Annotated in this window: 17 protein-coding genes; 6 read left to right on the forward strand and 11 right to left on the reverse strand. The window is 65.8% G+C overall.

Annotated features, from left to right (window positions below):
- Window positions 1–3 precede the first annotated feature (3 nt).
- The 6 genes from rimM to G3572_RS15810 form a co-directional block, all read right to left on the reverse strand.
- Window positions 4–516, reverse strand: coding sequence for a ribosome maturation factor RimM (rimM, locus tag G3572_RS15785; protein ID WP_164613635.1), 513 nt, complete (start codon window positions 514–516; stop codon window positions 4–6).
- A 55-nt stretch (window positions 517–571) separates the two neighbouring features.
- The gene (rpsP, locus tag G3572_RS15790) at window positions 572–925 is read right to left on the reverse strand and encodes a 30S ribosomal protein S16 (protein ID WP_164613637.1); all 354 of its coding nucleotides are present in this window, start codon (window positions 923–925) and stop codon (window positions 572–574) included.
- Window positions 926–982: 57 nt separating this feature from the next.
- Window positions 983–1,279 carry a chorismate mutase gene (locus tag G3572_RS15795; protein ID WP_164613639.1) on the reverse strand — a complete coding sequence of 99 codons (297 nt, stop codon included), beginning with the start codon at window positions 1,277–1,279 and terminating at the stop codon, window positions 983–985.
- Entirely contained in the window at window positions 1,276–1,782 is a 507-nt protein-coding gene (locus G3572_RS15800) for a GNAT family N-acetyltransferase (RefSeq protein WP_164613641.1), read from the reverse strand. Before G3572_RS15800 ends, G3572_RS15795 begins: the two co-directional genes overlap by 4 nt.
- A complete protein-coding gene (gene ffh, locus G3572_RS15805; RefSeq protein ID WP_164613643.1) occupies window positions 1,779–3,275 on the reverse strand; it encodes a signal recognition particle protein in 1,497 nt (498 codons plus the stop codon). Before ffh ends, G3572_RS15800 begins: the two co-directional genes overlap by 4 nt.
- A gap of 301 nt (window positions 3,276–3,576) precedes the next feature.
- On the reverse strand, window positions 3,577–4,089 hold the full coding sequence (locus G3572_RS15810) for a hypothetical protein (protein ID WP_164613645.1): 513 nt from the start codon (window positions 4,087–4,089) through the stop codon (window positions 3,577–3,579).
- Between the two features lie 215 nt (window positions 4,090–4,304).
- Between G3572_RS15810 and G3572_RS15815 the strand changes: the two genes are divergently transcribed.
- The 4 genes from G3572_RS15815 to G3572_RS15830 all read left to right on the forward strand — a co-directional run bounded on the left by G3572_RS15815 (window position 4,305) and on the right by G3572_RS15830 (window position 6,778).
- Window positions 4,305–5,189 carry a LysR family transcriptional regulator gene (locus G3572_RS15815; protein WP_164613647.1) on the forward strand — a complete coding sequence of 295 codons (885 nt, stop codon included), beginning with the start codon at window positions 4,305–4,307 and terminating at the stop codon, window positions 5,187–5,189.
- Window positions 5,190–5,193: 4 nt separating this feature from the next.
- Window positions 5,194–6,087 carry a DMT family transporter gene (locus G3572_RS15820; protein ID WP_240335578.1) on the forward strand — a complete coding sequence of 298 codons (894 nt, stop codon included), beginning with the start codon at window positions 5,194–5,196 and terminating at the stop codon, window positions 6,085–6,087.
- 94 nt (window positions 6,088–6,181) lie between these two features.
- Window positions 6,182–6,397, forward strand: a complete 216-nt coding sequence (locus G3572_RS15825) for a hypothetical protein (protein WP_164613649.1) — start codon at window positions 6,182–6,184, stop codon at window positions 6,395–6,397.
- 174 nt (window positions 6,398–6,571) lie between these two features.
- Window positions 6,572–6,778, forward strand: a complete 207-nt coding sequence (locus tag G3572_RS15830; protein ID WP_108436549.1) for a cold-shock protein — start codon at window positions 6,572–6,574, stop codon at window positions 6,776–6,778.
- Between the two features lie 121 nt (window positions 6,779–6,899).
- On the opposite strand, the gene G3572_RS15835 is transcribed toward G3572_RS15830, so the two are convergent.
- Window positions 6,900–7,325, reverse strand: coding sequence for a hypothetical protein (locus G3572_RS15835; RefSeq protein WP_164613651.1), 426 nt, complete (start codon window positions 7,323–7,325; stop codon window positions 6,900–6,902).
- A 113-nt stretch (window positions 7,326–7,438) separates the two neighbouring features.
- On the opposite strand from G3572_RS15835, the gene G3572_RS15840 reads away from it, so the two are divergent.
- Both G3572_RS15840 and G3572_RS15845 read left to right on the forward strand, forming a co-directional pair.
- Window positions 7,439–8,362, forward strand: a complete 924-nt coding sequence (locus G3572_RS15840) for an alpha/beta hydrolase fold domain-containing protein (protein WP_240335579.1) — start codon at window positions 7,439–7,441, stop codon at window positions 8,360–8,362.
- A complete protein-coding gene (locus tag G3572_RS15845; RefSeq protein WP_164613653.1) occupies window positions 8,362–9,108 on the forward strand; it encodes a class II aldolase and adducin N-terminal domain-containing protein in 747 nt (248 codons plus the stop codon). Before G3572_RS15840 ends, G3572_RS15845 begins: the two co-directional genes overlap by 1 nt.
- A 74-nt stretch (window positions 9,109–9,182) precedes the next feature.
- Here G3572_RS15845 and G3572_RS15850 read toward each other — a convergent pair whose 3' ends face one another.
- The 4 genes from G3572_RS15850 to G3572_RS15865 form a co-directional block, all read right to left on the reverse strand.
- Complete coding sequence (locus tag G3572_RS15850; protein WP_164613655.1) at window positions 9,183–10,817, reverse strand: ABC transporter ATP-binding protein; 1,635 nt, start codon at window positions 10,815–10,817, stop codon at window positions 9,183–9,185.
- A gap of 96 nt (window positions 10,818–10,913) precedes the next feature.
- Window positions 10,914–11,726, reverse strand: coding sequence for an ABC transporter permease (locus G3572_RS15855; protein WP_164613657.1), 813 nt, complete (start codon window positions 11,724–11,726; stop codon window positions 10,914–10,916).
- Entirely contained in the window at window positions 11,723–12,679 is a 957-nt protein-coding gene (locus G3572_RS15860) for an ABC transporter permease (protein WP_164613659.1), read from the reverse strand. Before G3572_RS15860 ends, G3572_RS15855 begins: the two co-directional genes overlap by 4 nt.
- A 12-nt stretch (window positions 12,680–12,691) precedes the next feature.
- Window positions 12,692–14,275, reverse strand: coding sequence for an ABC transporter substrate-binding protein (locus tag G3572_RS15865; RefSeq protein ID WP_164613661.1), 1,584 nt, complete (start codon window positions 14,273–14,275; stop codon window positions 12,692–12,694).
- Window positions 14,276–14,301 lie beyond the last annotated feature (26 nt).

Consider the following 14,301-nt stretch of genomic DNA (forward strand, 5'->3'; position numbering starts at 1 on the left):
CTTTTAGTCCAGCCCTTCCGGCAGATCGGCCACAACGCGCCGTGCCGCCAGATCGACGGTCGGCACCGCCGCCTTGGTAAAGGGGATCAAGAGGGGCTGCTTGCGGGTCGGCGCATAGACCTCCAGCAGGTCGCCCGCCCCGTGATTGTGCACCGCCCGCAAGGTGCCAAGCCGCACCCCGCCGGTGTCGAAAACCTCAAGCCCGATCAGGTCCGAATGATAGAACTCGTCATCGGGCAAAGACGGCAGACGCGCCCGGTCGACATAGAGATCGGTGCCGCGCAAGGCATCGGCCTGCTCCTTTGTCGCCACGCCCGCAATGCGCGCGCCAAGGCCACCCGCCACCGGACGGGTCAGCTTGATGATGAAACTGCGGCTGCCATCGGCGGTGTAAAGCGGGCCGTAATCCGCAATCGCCTCGGGGTCAGCGCAAAAGGATTTCAGCCGCACCTCGCCCTGCACGCCAAAAGCGCCCGCGATAGAGCCGACACAGATACGTTCGGGGTGTGTGGTCATGGCCGATCCCAAAAGGCTGCACGGCCCCCCCGCAGGGGGGCCATGCAGGAACAGATCACTCTTCGGCAGGCGCGGCGGCGCGTGCGGCCTTCTTGGCAGCGCGCTCAGCCATCTGCTTGCCGGGAACCGCCGATTTCGGGTTGTTGCGGGCCTTCTTCTCCAGAACGCCAGCCGCTTCAAGGAAACGGGCCACGCGGTCGGTCGGCTGCGCGCCGGTTGCCAGCACTTCCTTGATGCGGTCGATGTTCATCACGACGCGCTTTTCATTGTCCTTGGCCAGCATCGGGTCATAGACGCCCAGCTTTTCCAGAAAACGGCCATCGCGCGGGTTGCGCGAGTCGGTCAGAACGATCGAATAGTGCGGGCGCTTTTTCGAGCCGCCACGGGCCAGACGAATTTTAACAGCCATGGGTAGTCTCCTTCAGGGTATGTGTAGGGTGCGTGATCTCACGCACCCCTGTTTGGGTTATTTTTGCAGTTTTTCGTGATGCCTGATGACTTCGGAAATGATGAAGGTCAGGAATTTCTTGGCGAATTCCGGGTCAAGATTGGCGTCCTGCGCCAGTTGCTCCAGCCGCGCGATCTGGCGGGCCTCGCGTGCGGGATCACTCGGCGGCAGCGCGTGCTCGGCCTTCAGCCGTCCCACGGCCTGCGTGTGCTTGAACCGCTCGGCCAGCGTATAGACCAGAATGGCGTCCAGCCGGTCGATCGACTCGCGGTGCTCTTTCAGCACCTCGGCGGCGCGGCGGGTGGTATCGGTCATTGCATCCTCCGGGCATGTCGCCACACCAGATCCTGCGGATCGGAGCGCACGGCGCTTGCATCCAGCACCGCACCCAACCGCTGCGCCACGCGGATCGAGGCCGTGTTATCGGCGTCCGTATAGCTGACCAAAGACTCCACGCCCAAGTTGTCAAACGCCCAGTCCCGCAGCGCGCCTGCCGCCTCGGTGGCATAGCCCTGTCCGGCATGGCCCTCATAGACCAGCCAGCCCAGTTCCACCTCGGGAAATTTCGGTCCGCCGTTCAGGCCGACCAGCCCCACGGTCTGCCCGCCGGCCGTATGGTCGACCATCAGGCTGCCATGCCCCAGCAGCGGCCATTGCGCGACCTCATGGCAGAACCAGAACCACGCGCCCGCCACATCCTTCGGCCCGCCCATATGCACGGCCCGCTCCGACGCCCAGAACGCCGCATAGGCCGGAAAATCGGCCATGACGGGGGCGCGAAGCGTCAGGCGCTGCGTATGCAGGGTGGGCGGGGTCATTTCTTCTTCATCAGCCCCGACAGGCCCGAAGGCAGGCTCAGCCCGCGCGGCATGCCCGGAAAGCCGCCGCCTTGGCCGAGGGACTCTTTCATCCCCTTGGCCGCCGCTTCCAGCTCGGCAGGCGACATCTTGCTGGGGTCGGGCATCCCGCCCTTGCCCATCATCTGCCGGATGGCCTGCTTCATGCCGCCACCCTTGCCCATCTTCTTCATCATCTCGGCCATCTGCTTGTGCTGCTTCAGCAGACGGTTCAACTCCGACACCTCAAGCCCGGCGCCCGCCGCGATCCGCTTCTTGCGGCTGGCGGCCAGCAGATCGGGGTTGGCGCGCTCCTTCTTGGTCATCGAGTTGATGAGCGCGATCTGCCGGCGCAGCATCTTGTCGTCAAAACCGGCTTCCTCGGCCTGTTTTGCCATCTTGCCCATGCCTGGCAGCATGCCCATCAGGCCCTGCATGCCGCCCATCTTAATCATCTGCTCAAGCTGGCCCTTCAGGTCGTTCATGTTGAACAACCCCTTGGCAAAGCGCTTTGCCATCCGCTCGGCCTGCTCGGCCTCGAATGTCTCCTGCGCCTTCTCGACCAGCGCCACGATGTCGCCCATGCCAAGGATGCGGCCCGCCACACGACCGGCCTCGAAGGTCTCCAGCGCGTCCATCTTCTCGCCAAGGCCGACGAAACGGATCGGCTTGCCCGTCACCGCCCGCATCGACAGCGCCGCACCGCCGCGCCCGTCGCCGTCCATCCGCGTCAGCACGACGCCCGAAATGCCGACCTTGCCGTCAAACTCGGCGGCCACGTTCACCGCGTCCTGCCCGGTCAGACCGTCGACCACCAGAAGCGTCTCGCGCGGCTGCGCAATGTCGCGCACCGCCTGCACTTCGTCCATAAGCACTTCGTCGATGTGCAGACGGCCCGCGGTGTCAAGGAACAGCACGTCATAACCGCCCATCGCGGCCTGCGTCTTGGCCCGCCGCGCGATCTGCACCGCCGACTCGCCCTTGACGATCGGCAGGCTGTCCACGCCGATCTGTCCCGCCAGAATCGCCAGCTGCTCCATCGCCGCAGGGCGGTTGGTGTCCAAGGACGCCAGCAGCACCCGCTTGTTGTTCCGGTCCTTCAGCCGCTTGGCCAGCTTTGCGGTGGTCGTCGTCTTGCCCGACCCCTGCAGACCCACCATCAGGATCGCCGCAGGCGGATTGTCGATCTTCAACGCATCGGCAGGCCCGTCGCCTTCCAGCACGCGGATCAGCTCGTCATGCACGATCTTGACGACCATCTGCCCCGGCGTGATCGACTTCGTCACCGCCGCGCCGGTCGCCTTGTCCTGCACCCGCTTGATGAAATCGCGCGCCACCGGCAGCGACACATCCGCCTCCAGCAGGGCGACCCGCACCTCGCGCAGCGCGGCGATCACATCCGCCTCGGACAGCGCGCCCTGTTTGGTCAGGCGATCAAAGACGCTGCCAAGGCGATCTGATAGGCTCTCAAACATGCGCGTCTCCCGCAGAGGGCGTTACGGCAATGGCCAAGGGCACCTGCGGGCGCAACGCGCTGGCAGATGGCGATCCCGGCATATGCCAAGGGACCGGAAGCGGCAGCCTCCGGGGAATTGCGCGACCCTTAGGCCGCAACGCTGGCCGAGTCAACCCATAGCGCAAGCCCACCCGCCCCGTCGGCAACCAGGGCCCGGACCCCGCAAAACAAAACGGCCCGCCTCCCCTCGGGGTGCGGGCCGCCTTGAACGGGGGGCCAGACTCGTCCGGTCCAGCCCCTGCACTCATACGCTCGGCAAATTACGAACGCTCGGCGTCATAACGCTCGGCGTAAAGCGCGGTCAGCTCGCTGAAAGTGTATTGCGAGGCGTCCACACCCAGCGATGCCGCCAGTTGCGCCTGACCCGGCGTCACAACGGACGTGCCCGACTGGGCGCGGTTTGCACCGGACAGGATGAAATCCACCATCTCGTTGTCATTCTGCTGGCGGGCTTCGATCAGCAGCTGCAGCTCGTTTGCGGTAAAGCGGCCCGGCTCCACACCTGCCGAAGCGGCAAGCTGTGCATCGCCCGAGGCCGACACCGTCCCCATGTCGCTGCGGGTCACGTCGGCACCGGCGGCTTGCGACAAGATGAAGTCGACGGTGATATCGTCATTGTCACGCTGGGCTTCGATCAGCTGGATCAGCTGGGCCTGGGTGAAGGCATTCGGCGACACACCGGCAATGGCGGCAAGCTGTGCAACACCCGGGTTGGCGGCAGCGATGCCGGCGGTCAGCGCGAGAGCGGCAGCAGAGATCATCAGAGTACGCATTTTCATCTTCCTTTATCGAAAAGCTGCAAGCTGCAGCAGGTAGTTAACGGGTTGAGAGGCCGGGCAGTCCGGCTCCGGACACCACGTCTCGTTTGTCTGTGAAACGGAGATAGGCCCTACAATTTTCCTTTACATTACAAATCTTTGGCGTCACTCTGTGCGCCAATGCACAGCAAACTTTTGTGAATTTCCGTTATCAGAATGGGGTCCGAGACATGGCACAACCCGCCTGGGATGAGATCAGAACTGCCTTTCAGGTCGCGCGTTTAGGCACCGTTTCGGGGGCCGCAGAGGTGCTGGGCGTTCATCACGCCACGGTGATACGGCACATCGACGCGCTGGAAAAAACGCTTGGCACACGCCTGTTTCAGCGTCATGCGCGCGGCTATACCCCCACCGAGGCCGGGCGCGACCTGTTGACCGTCGCGCAAACCACCGAAGAGCAATTCGCCCAGCTTTCCAGCCGCATCAAAGGTCAGGGCGAAGTCGTGGCCGGAGAGTTGACGGTCACCTCCATCGCCGGAATCGCCGATCTGCTGGTGCCGCTGCTGACCGAATTCCAGGACCTTTACCCGATGGTGCAGGTCCGCTTCCTGACCGACATGCGGGTGTTCCGCCTCGACTACGGCGAGGCGCATGTCGCCATCCGCGCGGGCGCGGCACCCGAAGAGCCCGACAATGTGGCCCAGCCCCTGCCCCCGATCCGCACCGGGCTCTATGCCTCGCGCGATTACATTGCCCGGCACGGCCAGCCGCGCGATGAAAGCGAATTTGCCAATCACCGCTTTGTCTGCGTCGACAGCGAGACCAGCCGCGCCCCGTTCTACCGCTGGCTGCGCTCCACCGTTCCGGCTTCGGCGATCAGCTTTCGCGGCACCGAAGCCGCCGCGCTGGAAGAGGCGCTGCTGCGCGGCGCGGGCATCGGCTTTCTGGCCGCCTACAAGGCTTCGGCCAATCCCGATCTGGTGGAAATCTTGCCACCCCGCCAGGATTGGGACGCACCGTTGTGGATCGTCACCCATGTCGACTTGCACCGAACCCGCAAGGTGCAGGCCTTCCTGACCCATCTCAAGGAGGCCGCGAAAAGCTGGCCCGTGTGACAGGATGCCTGGCCCCGAGGCGCTGCGCGGCCATCTGGCCATGCTGTCCTTTTCGGCGCTCGTCGCCGGATCGTTCAGCCTTGGCGCGCTTGCCGCCCCACTGATCGACCCCGGCGCGCTGACCGCCCTGCGGTTCCTGCTGGCCGGAGCCCTCGTCGGGGGCGTTGCCTTGGCCCGCGGCACCATCCGCCGCGCCACCCTTGATGCGCCGTGGCGCTACGCGGTGCTGGGCGGGCTTCTGGCCGCCTATTTCGTGCTCATGTTCTACGGGCTGCGGTCCGCGCCGCCGGTCTCGGCGGCGGCGGTGTTCACGCTCACCCCGCTGATGGCGGCAGGCTTCGGCTGGCTTTTGCTGCGCCAGCGCCTGACCACGCGCATGGCGCTCGCGCTCGCCCTTGGCGGGCTCGGGGCGCTGTGGGTCATCTTCCGCGCCGATTGGCAGGCGGTGCTGCGCCTCGATCTGGGGCGGGGCGAGGCGATCTACTTTCTGGGCTGCGTTGCCCACGCGCTTTATGCGCCGCTGGTGCGCAAGTTCAACCGGGGCGAGCCTGCGGTGGCCTTCACCTTCTTTACGATGGTGGCAGGCTGGCTCCTGCTGACAATCTGGGCCGCCGCCCCCATCCGCGCGACCGACTGGGCGGCGCTGCCCCCCATCGTCTGGATCACGCTGTTCTATCTTGCAATCGCCGCCAGCGCGGCCAGTTTCGTGCTGCTGCAATACGCCAGCCTGCGCCTGCCCGCAGCCAAGGTCATGGCCTATACCTATCTCACCCCCGCATGGGTGATTCTGTGGGAACTCGGCCTCGGCCATCAGGGGCCGTCGGCGCTTACCCTTGCGGGGCTGGTCCTGATTGCCGCCGCGCTGTGGCTTTTGCTCGAGGACGCCCCCGGGCGCTGACGGGCGAAAACAACCATCGCGATAATGTTCGCATCTGGCCACAATTGCGCCCAAATCTGGCGCAATCCTGCCCAAGCAAAGACAGGAGGGCTCTATGGCAGCGATCTTCATTCTGGCGGGCGGCGTGTTCGGCTTTCTCAGCGCGATGGCCTCTCTTGTCCTGCTGGATGCCAGCCTGCTGCTGGCGCTCGCCATCTGGTCCGGCGCGGGTCTTGCGGTCGTGATCCTTGGCCTTGGCATGGCGGCCCTTGTCGGTCAGGCCGGCACGGCGCAGGCCAAGTCGCTTGGCGCCGATGCACACTCGGCCTGATCCAGCATTTTCAGCAAATATTCTTGCCTTGCGGGCCAACTGACCCCATACTTGCGCCGCGACGTTATCTAACTCGACCACTGCCTTCGCCTCACGGCCACAGCAATCGACGATCAGCTGACTGCGCCGGGCCGCCGCAATCCCGCGGGCGGCGATACTACAGGAGACTTCACGATGGCCAAGGGCACCGTGAAATGGTTCAACGAAACTAAAGGCTATGGCTTCATTGCGCCCGAAGGCGGCAAGAAAGACGTATTCGTCCACATCACTGCGCTGGAACGTGCGGGCCTGCGCGGGCTGAAAGATGGTCAGGCTGTGACCTTCGACATCGAAGCCGGCCGCGATGGCCGCGAATCCGCGACCAACCTCTCGCTGGCCTAAGCCGGGCTTCGGGCGGCATCCGCCCCGGACGCCAAGGCTGGCCACGCAAAGGGCGCGCCATCCCGGCCGCGCCCTTTTTCATTCCGCCCCTTCAATCCCGCCCCCTTCAATCCCGCCCCCTTCAATCCCGAACGGGGGGCGCAAAGGCCAGTTCCAACCCGATTTGCAGCGCCACGGCAGACACGGGCGCGCGCAAATGGAACGGGCCCGCCAACCGGACCGGAAAGATCTGCTCTTTGCAGGTCGACGACACCAGCATCACCGGCAGACAAATTCCCGCCGCCCGCAGCCGCCTGTATCCCTGCACGGCCAAGGCCATGCCCCCCGCGTGATCGCAATCGACCATCAGCAGGTCACAGCCCGCCTCCCCCCGCAGCACCGCCTCCAGCGCGGCATCGAGCCCCGCCCAGAGCGTGACACGCGCGCCCAGCCCCGCCAGACGCCGCCCCGCCAGCCCCCCGCCCTCCAGCGGGCAAACCAGCGCCGCCGACAGGCCCCAACCGGCCAGCCCCCCACGATCCAATGCGACGGGCCGGAACATCTCCATCCAGCGCTCCTCCTTCTTATTGTCCAAAGGCGCGGTCAAACGCGCGCGGCCCGACCCCGCCGAAAGCGGACTTTTCCCTTGTGACAGGTCCGGCGCCGCGCCACAGTTGCCCCATGCACAGCAACCCGCCTCCCAGCATGCCCGCCCCGGATTACCAAAGCCTTATCGACGCCCCGACATGGGCCTTCATCCGCGCCACGGAAGCCGCCTATGCGGCTCAGTCCCCCGGCCCCGACATCGCCGACCAGCGCCGCGCCTATGATGCGATGTGCCGCGCCTTTCACGCAGGCCGCCCGCCGGGCCTGCACGTCACCGATGAAGCCGTCGCGGGCGTTCCCTGCCGCCGCTATGCCGGAGCGGGACCGGCGGTGCTTTATTTCCACGGCGGCGGCTTCGTGGTGGGCGGGCTGCACAGCCATGACGATGTCTGCGCCGAACTCGCCGCCGCCACCGGCCTCGGCGTGCTGGCGGTCGACTACCGGCTCTGCCCCGAACACCCGCACCCCGCCGCCTATGATGATTGCCTCGCCGTCGCCCGTGCCACCCCCGGCCCGATCCTTCTGGCCGGAGACAGCGCAGGCGGCGCGCTTGCCGCCGCCGTCGCGGCCGCGCTGCGCGGCCCGCGCCTGCTGGGTCAGGTCCTGATCTACCCCGGCCTCGGCGGATCGGGCGACAGTTACCGCCGCCATGCGCAGGCCCCGATGCTGACGGCCGAAGATGTCGCCTATTACGCCCGCCTGCGCGGCGCAGGCCCGCAGGATGCCACCGCCGCACCGCTGGCGGGGCATGATTTCACCGGGCTGCCCCCTACCCTCGTGCTGGGCGCAGAATGTGATCCGCTGGCAGATGATGCCCCCGCCTATGCCGCCCGCATCACCGCGGCAGGCGGACGCGCCGCAGCCTTTGTCGAACCCGGACTGGTCCACGGGCATCTGCGCGCCCGCCACTCCGTGCCCCGCGCGCGGGCCAGTTTTGCCCGCGTCACATCCACCCTCGCGGCCTTTGCCGCAGGCCATTGGCCGTTTGGAGACACCTGATGACCGACCTGCCGAACCAGACCCACTGGACCCAGCGCCGCGACATGGCCGCCGCCTTCCGCTGGACCGCGCGGCTGAACATGCATGAATCGGTGGCCAACCATTTCAGCCTCGCGGTCAGCCCCGACGGCAGCCGCTTCCTCATCAATCCGGCGGGGCGGCACTTCAGCCGCATCACCGCCAGCAGCCTGATCGAGATCGACGCCAACGACCCCGCCACGATGGACCGCCCCGATGCGCCCGACCCCACCGCATGGGGCCTGCACGGCAGCCTGCACCGCGCCTGCCCGCACGCGGTCTGCGCCATGCATGTCCATTCCATCCATGCCACCGTGCTGGCCAGCCTTGCCGACAGCCGCCTGCCAGCCATCGACCAGAACAGCGCGATGTTCCACAACCGCACCGTGGTCGACGACCATTACGGCGGCATGGCCTTCGAGGACGAGGCGGCGCGCTGCGTCCAGCTTCTGTCAGACCCGAAGATCACCACGCTCATCATGGGCAACCACGGCGTTCTGGTGATCGGCCGCACCGTCGCGGAAACCTTCAACCGGCTCTATTACTTTGAACGCGCCGCCGAAACCTATATCCGCGCCCTGCAAACCGGCCAACCCCTGCGCCACCTGCCGGAAGAGGTGGCCGAGAAGACCGCCCGCGAATGGGACAGCTACCCCGGCTTCGCCGACGACCACCTGCGCGAGATCAGGGCCATCCTCGACGCCGAGGCCCCCGATTACGCCAGCTGACACAGGCGGCAGGGCGCATCCTGAAAGCCCCCGCGCGGGCGTGGTTCAGAAAACTGCAAGGACCGGGGCGGCGCTCAGTTCCCGGCCGCCGCCATCTTGCGGCTCTCGAGCACGCCTTCCAGCCAGCCCAGCTTCATCTCCGGCACCGATGAGAGCAACAGTTCGGTATAGTCGTCATAGGGCGGCGCCAGCACGTCGGTCTTGCTGCCATAGCGCCTGACCTCGCCGCGATACATCACCGCGATCCGGTCGGCGATGGCGCGCACCGTGGCCAGATCATGCGTGATGAACAGATAGGCCACGCCCTCCGCCGCCTGCAGGGCCAGCAAGAGCTTCAGGATGCCATCCGCCACCAGCGGGTCGAGGGCCGAGGTGACCTCGTCGCAGATGATCAGCCTCGGCTTGGCCGCCAGCGCCCGTGCGATGCAGACGCGCTGCTTCTGCCCGCCCGACAATTCCGCCGGATAGCGGTCGATGAACCCCTTTCCCATCTCGATCTGGTCCAGCAATTCCTGCACCCGCTGCCGCTTCGCCTCGCCCTTCAGGCCAAAGTAGAACTCCAGCGGCCGCCCGATGATGGTGCCGACGGTCTGGCGCGGGTTCATCGCGGTGTCGGCCATCTGATAGATCATCTGCACCTCGCGCAGATCATCGCGGCTGCGTGCTGCCAGCGCCGGCGACAGGACGCGCCCGGCAAAACGGATCTGCCCCTGCCGCGGCGGCAACAGACCGGTGATCACCCGCGCCAGCGTCGACTTGCCCGACCCGCTTTCCCCCACCACCGCCAGCGTCTGCCCCGCCGGCAAATCCAGCGTGATGGACTTGAGCACGTCAAAGGGCGTGCCCTGATAGCGCGCCGTGACCGACTCGATCTGCAGGACAGGTGGCGCATCGGCCTTTTCCACATGCTCGATCGACCGAACCGAGACGAGCGCCTTGGTATAGGGCTCCACCGGCGCGGTGATGATCTGCGCGGTGGTGCCATACTCCACCCGCTTGCCGTGGCGCAGCACCAGAATGTCATCCGCCACCTGCGCCACCACCGCCAGATCATGGGTGATATACAGCGCCGCCACCCCGGTATCGCGGATGGCTTCCTTGATCGCGGCCAGCACCTCGATCTGGGTGGTCACGTCCAGCGCCGTGGTCGGCTCGTCAAAGATCACCAGATCGGGTTTCGGGCACAGCGCCATCGCCGTCATGGCCCGCTGCAACTGCCCGCCCGACACCTGATGCGGATAGCGCCGGCCAAAGCTCTCGGGGTTGGGCAGGCCCAGCTTGCCAAACAGCATCACCGCCCGCGCCTCCGCCTCGGCCCGCCCCATCACCTTGTGCAGCAGGCAGGTCTCGATCACCTGATCCATCAGCGGAATCGCCGGATTGAAGGCCGCCGCCGCCGATTGCGCCACATAGGTCACCTCGCGCCCGCGCAAGGCCCGCAGCGCCTTGGCATTGGCCAGCCTGATGTCGCGCCCGTTCAGCGAAATCGTGCCCCCCGTCAGACGCACCCCGCCCCGCCCGTAAGCCATCGACGACAGGCCGATGGTCGATTTGCCCGCCCCCGATTCCCCGATCAGCCCCAGCACGCGGCCCTTGCCGACCGAGACCGAGACATCCTCGACCAGCACCACATCCCGCGGCGGCTCTCCCGGCGGATAAGAGGTGGCCTCGATCCGCAGGTTGCGAATGTCCAACAGGGTGTCAGCCATGCCCGGCCTCCTGACTTGCAGCTTTTCCAAATACTCCGCGGGGGGTCCGGGGGGCGCGAAGCCCCCCGGGGGTGCCGGTGGCAAAAGGCTTCAGGATCATCCGCGCCCGCCTTTCAGGCTGGTCGTGCGCGACAACACCCAGTCGGCCACCAGATTGACCGAAATCGCCAGCGCCGCGATGGCAAAGGCCGGGATCAGCGCCGCCGGAATGCCGTAAACCAGCCCCGAGGCGTTTTCCTTCACGATGCCGCCCCAATCGGCCAAGGGCGGCTGCACGCCCAGCCCGAGGAAAGACAGCGTCGAGATGAACAGCACCGCAAAGATGAAGCGGAGCCCCAGTTCCGCCACCAGCGGCGACAGCGCATTGGGCAGGATCTCGCGGAAGATGATCCAGCCCCAGCCTTCGCCGCGCAGGCGCGCGGCCTCGACATAATCCATCACCGTGATGTCCACCGCCACCGCACGGGCCAGACGGAACACCCGCGTCGAATCCAGCAGGCCCATCACGAGGATCAGCACCGTCAGCGTGACCGGCAGCACCGACAGCACCACCAGCGCAAGGATCAGCGCCGGAATCGCCATCACCAGATCGACCAGACGGCTCAGCCCCTGATCCGTCCATCCGCCCGCCACCGCCGCCGAAAACCCCAGCACCGAGCCCAGCGTGAAGCTCAGCACCGTCGCCGCCGAGGCGACGAAGATCGTCGTCTGCCCGCCATAGATCATCCGGCTGAGAAGATCGCGGCCAATGGCATCGGTGCCAAGCCAATGCGCCTCCGATGCCGGGTCCCAGACCCCGCCCACGATCTCGGCCATGCCATAGGGCGCAATCAGCGGCGCGAAGATGGCGGCCAGAAAGAAGGCCCCGGTAAACACCATGCCCACAAGGGCGGAAATCGGTATCCTCATTTGGGGTGCCTCAGCCTTGGATTGGCAAGGATCGAGATCACATCCGCCATGATGTTCAGCCCGATATAGACGGCGGCAAAGATCAGCCCCACCGCCTGCACCACCGGCAGGTCACGCTTGGCCACATGGTCCACCAGATATTGCCCCATGCCGGGATAGACGAACACCACCTCGACCACGACCACGCCCACCACCAGATAGGCCAGGTTCAGCATCACCACATTGACGACAGGGGCGACGGCATTGGGAAAGGCATGGCGCCAGATCACCCGCATCGGCGACAGGCCCTTGAGCTCCGCCGTCTCGATATAGGCCGATTGCATCACGTTCAGGATCGCCGCCCGCGTCATGCGCATCATATGCGCCAGCACCACCAGCACCAGAACGATCACCGGCAGGATCACCGCGTTCAGCCGCTCCATGATCCCCATGCCGGGAAACACCATCGCGACCGAGGGGAAAAGCTGCCATTTCACCGCGAGGAAATACAGCACCAGATAGCCCACCACGAATTCCGGCAGGCTGATGGTCGACAGGGTGACGCCGGAAATCAGCTTGTCGGGCCAGCGCCCGTTATAGCGCGCCGCGACCAGCCCCAGCAGGATGGCCAAAGGCACCGAAATCACCGCCGCCCATGCCGCCAGAAACAGCGTATTGCCCAGCCGCTGGCCGATGGCGGTCGCAATATCGGTGCGGTTTGACAGGGATGTGCCAAGATCGCCGGTCAGGATACCGCCCAGCCAGTTGAAATAGCGCGTCAGCGCGGGCTGATCGAGGCCCATCTCGGCGCGCAGGTTGGCAAGGGCCTGCGGCGTGGCGGACTGGCCCAGAATGGCCTGCGCCGTATCTCCGGGCAGCGCCGCCACCCCGAGGAAGATCACCGCCGACACCGCGAACAGCAGCAGGAGGCCCAGCGCAATGCGCTGGACCACCAGGGTCAGAACCGGATGCACGCGACCCGGCCCTTATGCCAGCCAGCAGCGGGCATGGGCGCGGCCGTTCATCATCTCCTGTACAGGGTCGGCCTCCCAGCCCTGGATCTCGTCGCGCACCGCCTCGACGAAATCGTTGAACATCGGCAGGATCAGCCCGCCTTCGTCGCGCAGGATATTGGCCATCTCGGCATAATTGGCCTTGCGGGTATCGCCGTTCAACTCGGCACGCGCCGCCAGCAGCAACTCGTCGAAACGCGCGTTCTTGAAGCGGGTGTCGTTCCAGTCCGAGCTGGACAGATAGGCCGTCGAATACATCTGGTCCTGCACAGGGCGACCGCCCCAATAGCTGGCGCAGAACGGCTCCACGTTCCAGACGTTCGACCAATAGCCGTCATCGGGCTCGCGCTTGATCTCCAGCGGAATACCGGCGGCCATCGCCGATTGCTGGAACAGCTGCGCCGCCTCGACCGCGCCGGGGAACGCCCCCTGTGCCACCCGCAGGATGATCGGGCTGCCGTCATGGCCCGACTTCTTGTAATGCTCGGCAGCGGCGGCAGGGTCATATTCGCGCTGCGGAATGCTGTCATCGAACAGCGGATAGGCCGCGTTGATCGGGAAGTCATTCCCGATGCTGCCCAGACCGTTCAGGATCTTGTCGACCATCTCTTGCCGGTTGATCGACAGCTTCAGCGCCATCCGCAGATCGTTGTTGTCAAACGGCGCCTTGTCGCAATGCATGATGAACACATAATGCCCGCGCGACGGCACGTTCTTGACCTGCACCCCCGGAGCCCGCGTCAAAAGCTCGGCAATCTTCGGGTCCACGCGGTTGATCATGTGAACCTGCCCCGACTGCACCGCCGAGGTGCGGGCGGTGCCGTCATTGATCACCAGAATCTCGGTCTGATCTGCGTGACCAAGGTCGGGGTCCCAGTAATTGGCAAACTTTTCAAACCCGTGGCGGATGCCCGGCTCATGCACAACCACCTTGTAGGGACCGGCCCCGACCCCTTCGGTCGGATTGTCCACGCCGCCATTGGGCTGGATCACAAGGTGATAATCGGCCATCAGGAAAGGCAGGTCGGCATTGCCGCTGGCCAGCTTCAGCGTCACCATATCACCGCTGGCAGACATCTCGGTGATGCCCTGCACGATGCCCAGCGCGCCCGATTGCGATTTCTCGTCGGTGTGGCGGCGCAAGGTCGCGACCACATCCTCGGCGGTCACGGTCTTGCCGTTGTGGAACTCCACCCCCTGCCGGATCTTGAACTGCCATTCGGTCGCGTCGGCATTGGCGCTCACCTCCTCGGCAAGCCGCATCTGCAATTCGCCCGTGGCCCCCACATCCACCAGCATTTCGCCCCAGCTCATGTTGATGGCAAACGGCACCGGAGAGGCAGCTAGCGCGGGGTCAAGGCTGTTGGTCGACTCGCCCCCCTGCATCCCCATGCGGATCAGCCCGCCCTTCTTGGGCTGCGCATGCGCAGCCTTGGTAAACAAGGCCGAGGCCAAGGCGGCCGAAACCCCCAAAGCCGTGGTGCGCCCGACGAACTCCCGGCGCGAGATACGGCCCGCCTTGGCGGCGGCTACCATACGGTCAAGCTGATCTGTCATTCGTGTCGTCTCCCTGTTTGGCTGCG

This window comes from Pseudotabrizicola algicola (genome assembly GCF_010915705.1).
Taxonomy (GTDB): domain Bacteria; phylum Pseudomonadota; class Alphaproteobacteria; order Rhodobacterales; family Rhodobacteraceae; genus Pseudotabrizicola; species Pseudotabrizicola algicola.

Excerpts from the sequence above, each read along its gene's own strand:
- rimM (WP_164613635.1), bottom strand. The coding sequence starts at position 516 with ATGACCACACACCCCGAACGTATCTGTGTCGGCTCTATCGCGGGCGCT.
- rpsP (WP_164613637.1), bottom strand. The coding sequence starts at position 925 with ATGGCTGTTAAAATTCGTCTGGCCCGTGGCGGCTCGAAAAAGCGCCCG.
- G3572_RS15795 (WP_164613639.1), bottom strand. The coding sequence starts at position 1,279 with ATGACCGATACCACCCGCCGCGCCGCCGAGGTGCTGAAAGAGCACCGC.
- G3572_RS15800 (WP_164613641.1), bottom strand. The coding sequence starts at position 1,782 with ATGACCCCGCCCACCCTGCATACGCAGCGCCTGACGCTTCGCGCCCCC.
- ffh (WP_164613643.1), bottom strand. The coding sequence starts at position 3,275 with ATGTTTGAGAGCCTATCAGATCGCCTTGGCAGCGTCTTTGATCGCCTG.
- G3572_RS15810 (WP_164613645.1), bottom strand. The coding sequence starts at position 4,089 with ATGCGTACTCTGATGATCTCTGCTGCCGCTCTCGCGCTGACCGCCGGC.
- G3572_RS15815 (WP_164613647.1), top strand. The coding sequence starts at position 4,305 with ATGGCACAACCCGCCTGGGATGAGATCAGAACTGCCTTTCAGGTCGCG.
- G3572_RS15820 (WP_240335578.1), top strand. The coding sequence starts at position 5,194 with ATGCCTGGCCCCGAGGCGCTGCGCGGCCATCTGGCCATGCTGTCCTTT.
- G3572_RS15825 (WP_164613649.1), top strand. The coding sequence starts at position 6,182 with ATGGCAGCGATCTTCATTCTGGCGGGCGGCGTGTTCGGCTTTCTCAGC.
- G3572_RS15830 (WP_108436549.1), top strand. The coding sequence starts at position 6,572 with ATGGCCAAGGGCACCGTGAAATGGTTCAACGAAACTAAAGGCTATGGC.
- G3572_RS15835 (WP_164613651.1), bottom strand. The coding sequence starts at position 7,325 with ATGGAGATGTTCCGGCCCGTCGCATTGGATCGTGGGGGGCTGGCCGGT.
- G3572_RS15840 (WP_240335579.1), top strand. The coding sequence starts at position 7,439 with ATGCACAGCAACCCGCCTCCCAGCATGCCCGCCCCGGATTACCAAAGC.
- G3572_RS15845 (WP_164613653.1), top strand. The coding sequence starts at position 8,362 with ATGACCGACCTGCCGAACCAGACCCACTGGACCCAGCGCCGCGACATG.
- G3572_RS15850 (WP_164613655.1), bottom strand. The coding sequence starts at position 10,817 with ATGGCTGACACCCTGTTGGACATTCGCAACCTGCGGATCGAGGCCACC.
- G3572_RS15855 (WP_164613657.1), bottom strand. The coding sequence starts at position 11,726 with ATGAGGATACCGATTTCCGCCCTTGTGGGCATGGTGTTTACCGGGGCC.
- G3572_RS15865 (WP_164613661.1), bottom strand. The coding sequence starts at position 14,275 with ATGACAGATCAGCTTGACCGTATGGTAGCCGCCGCCAAGGCGGGCCGT.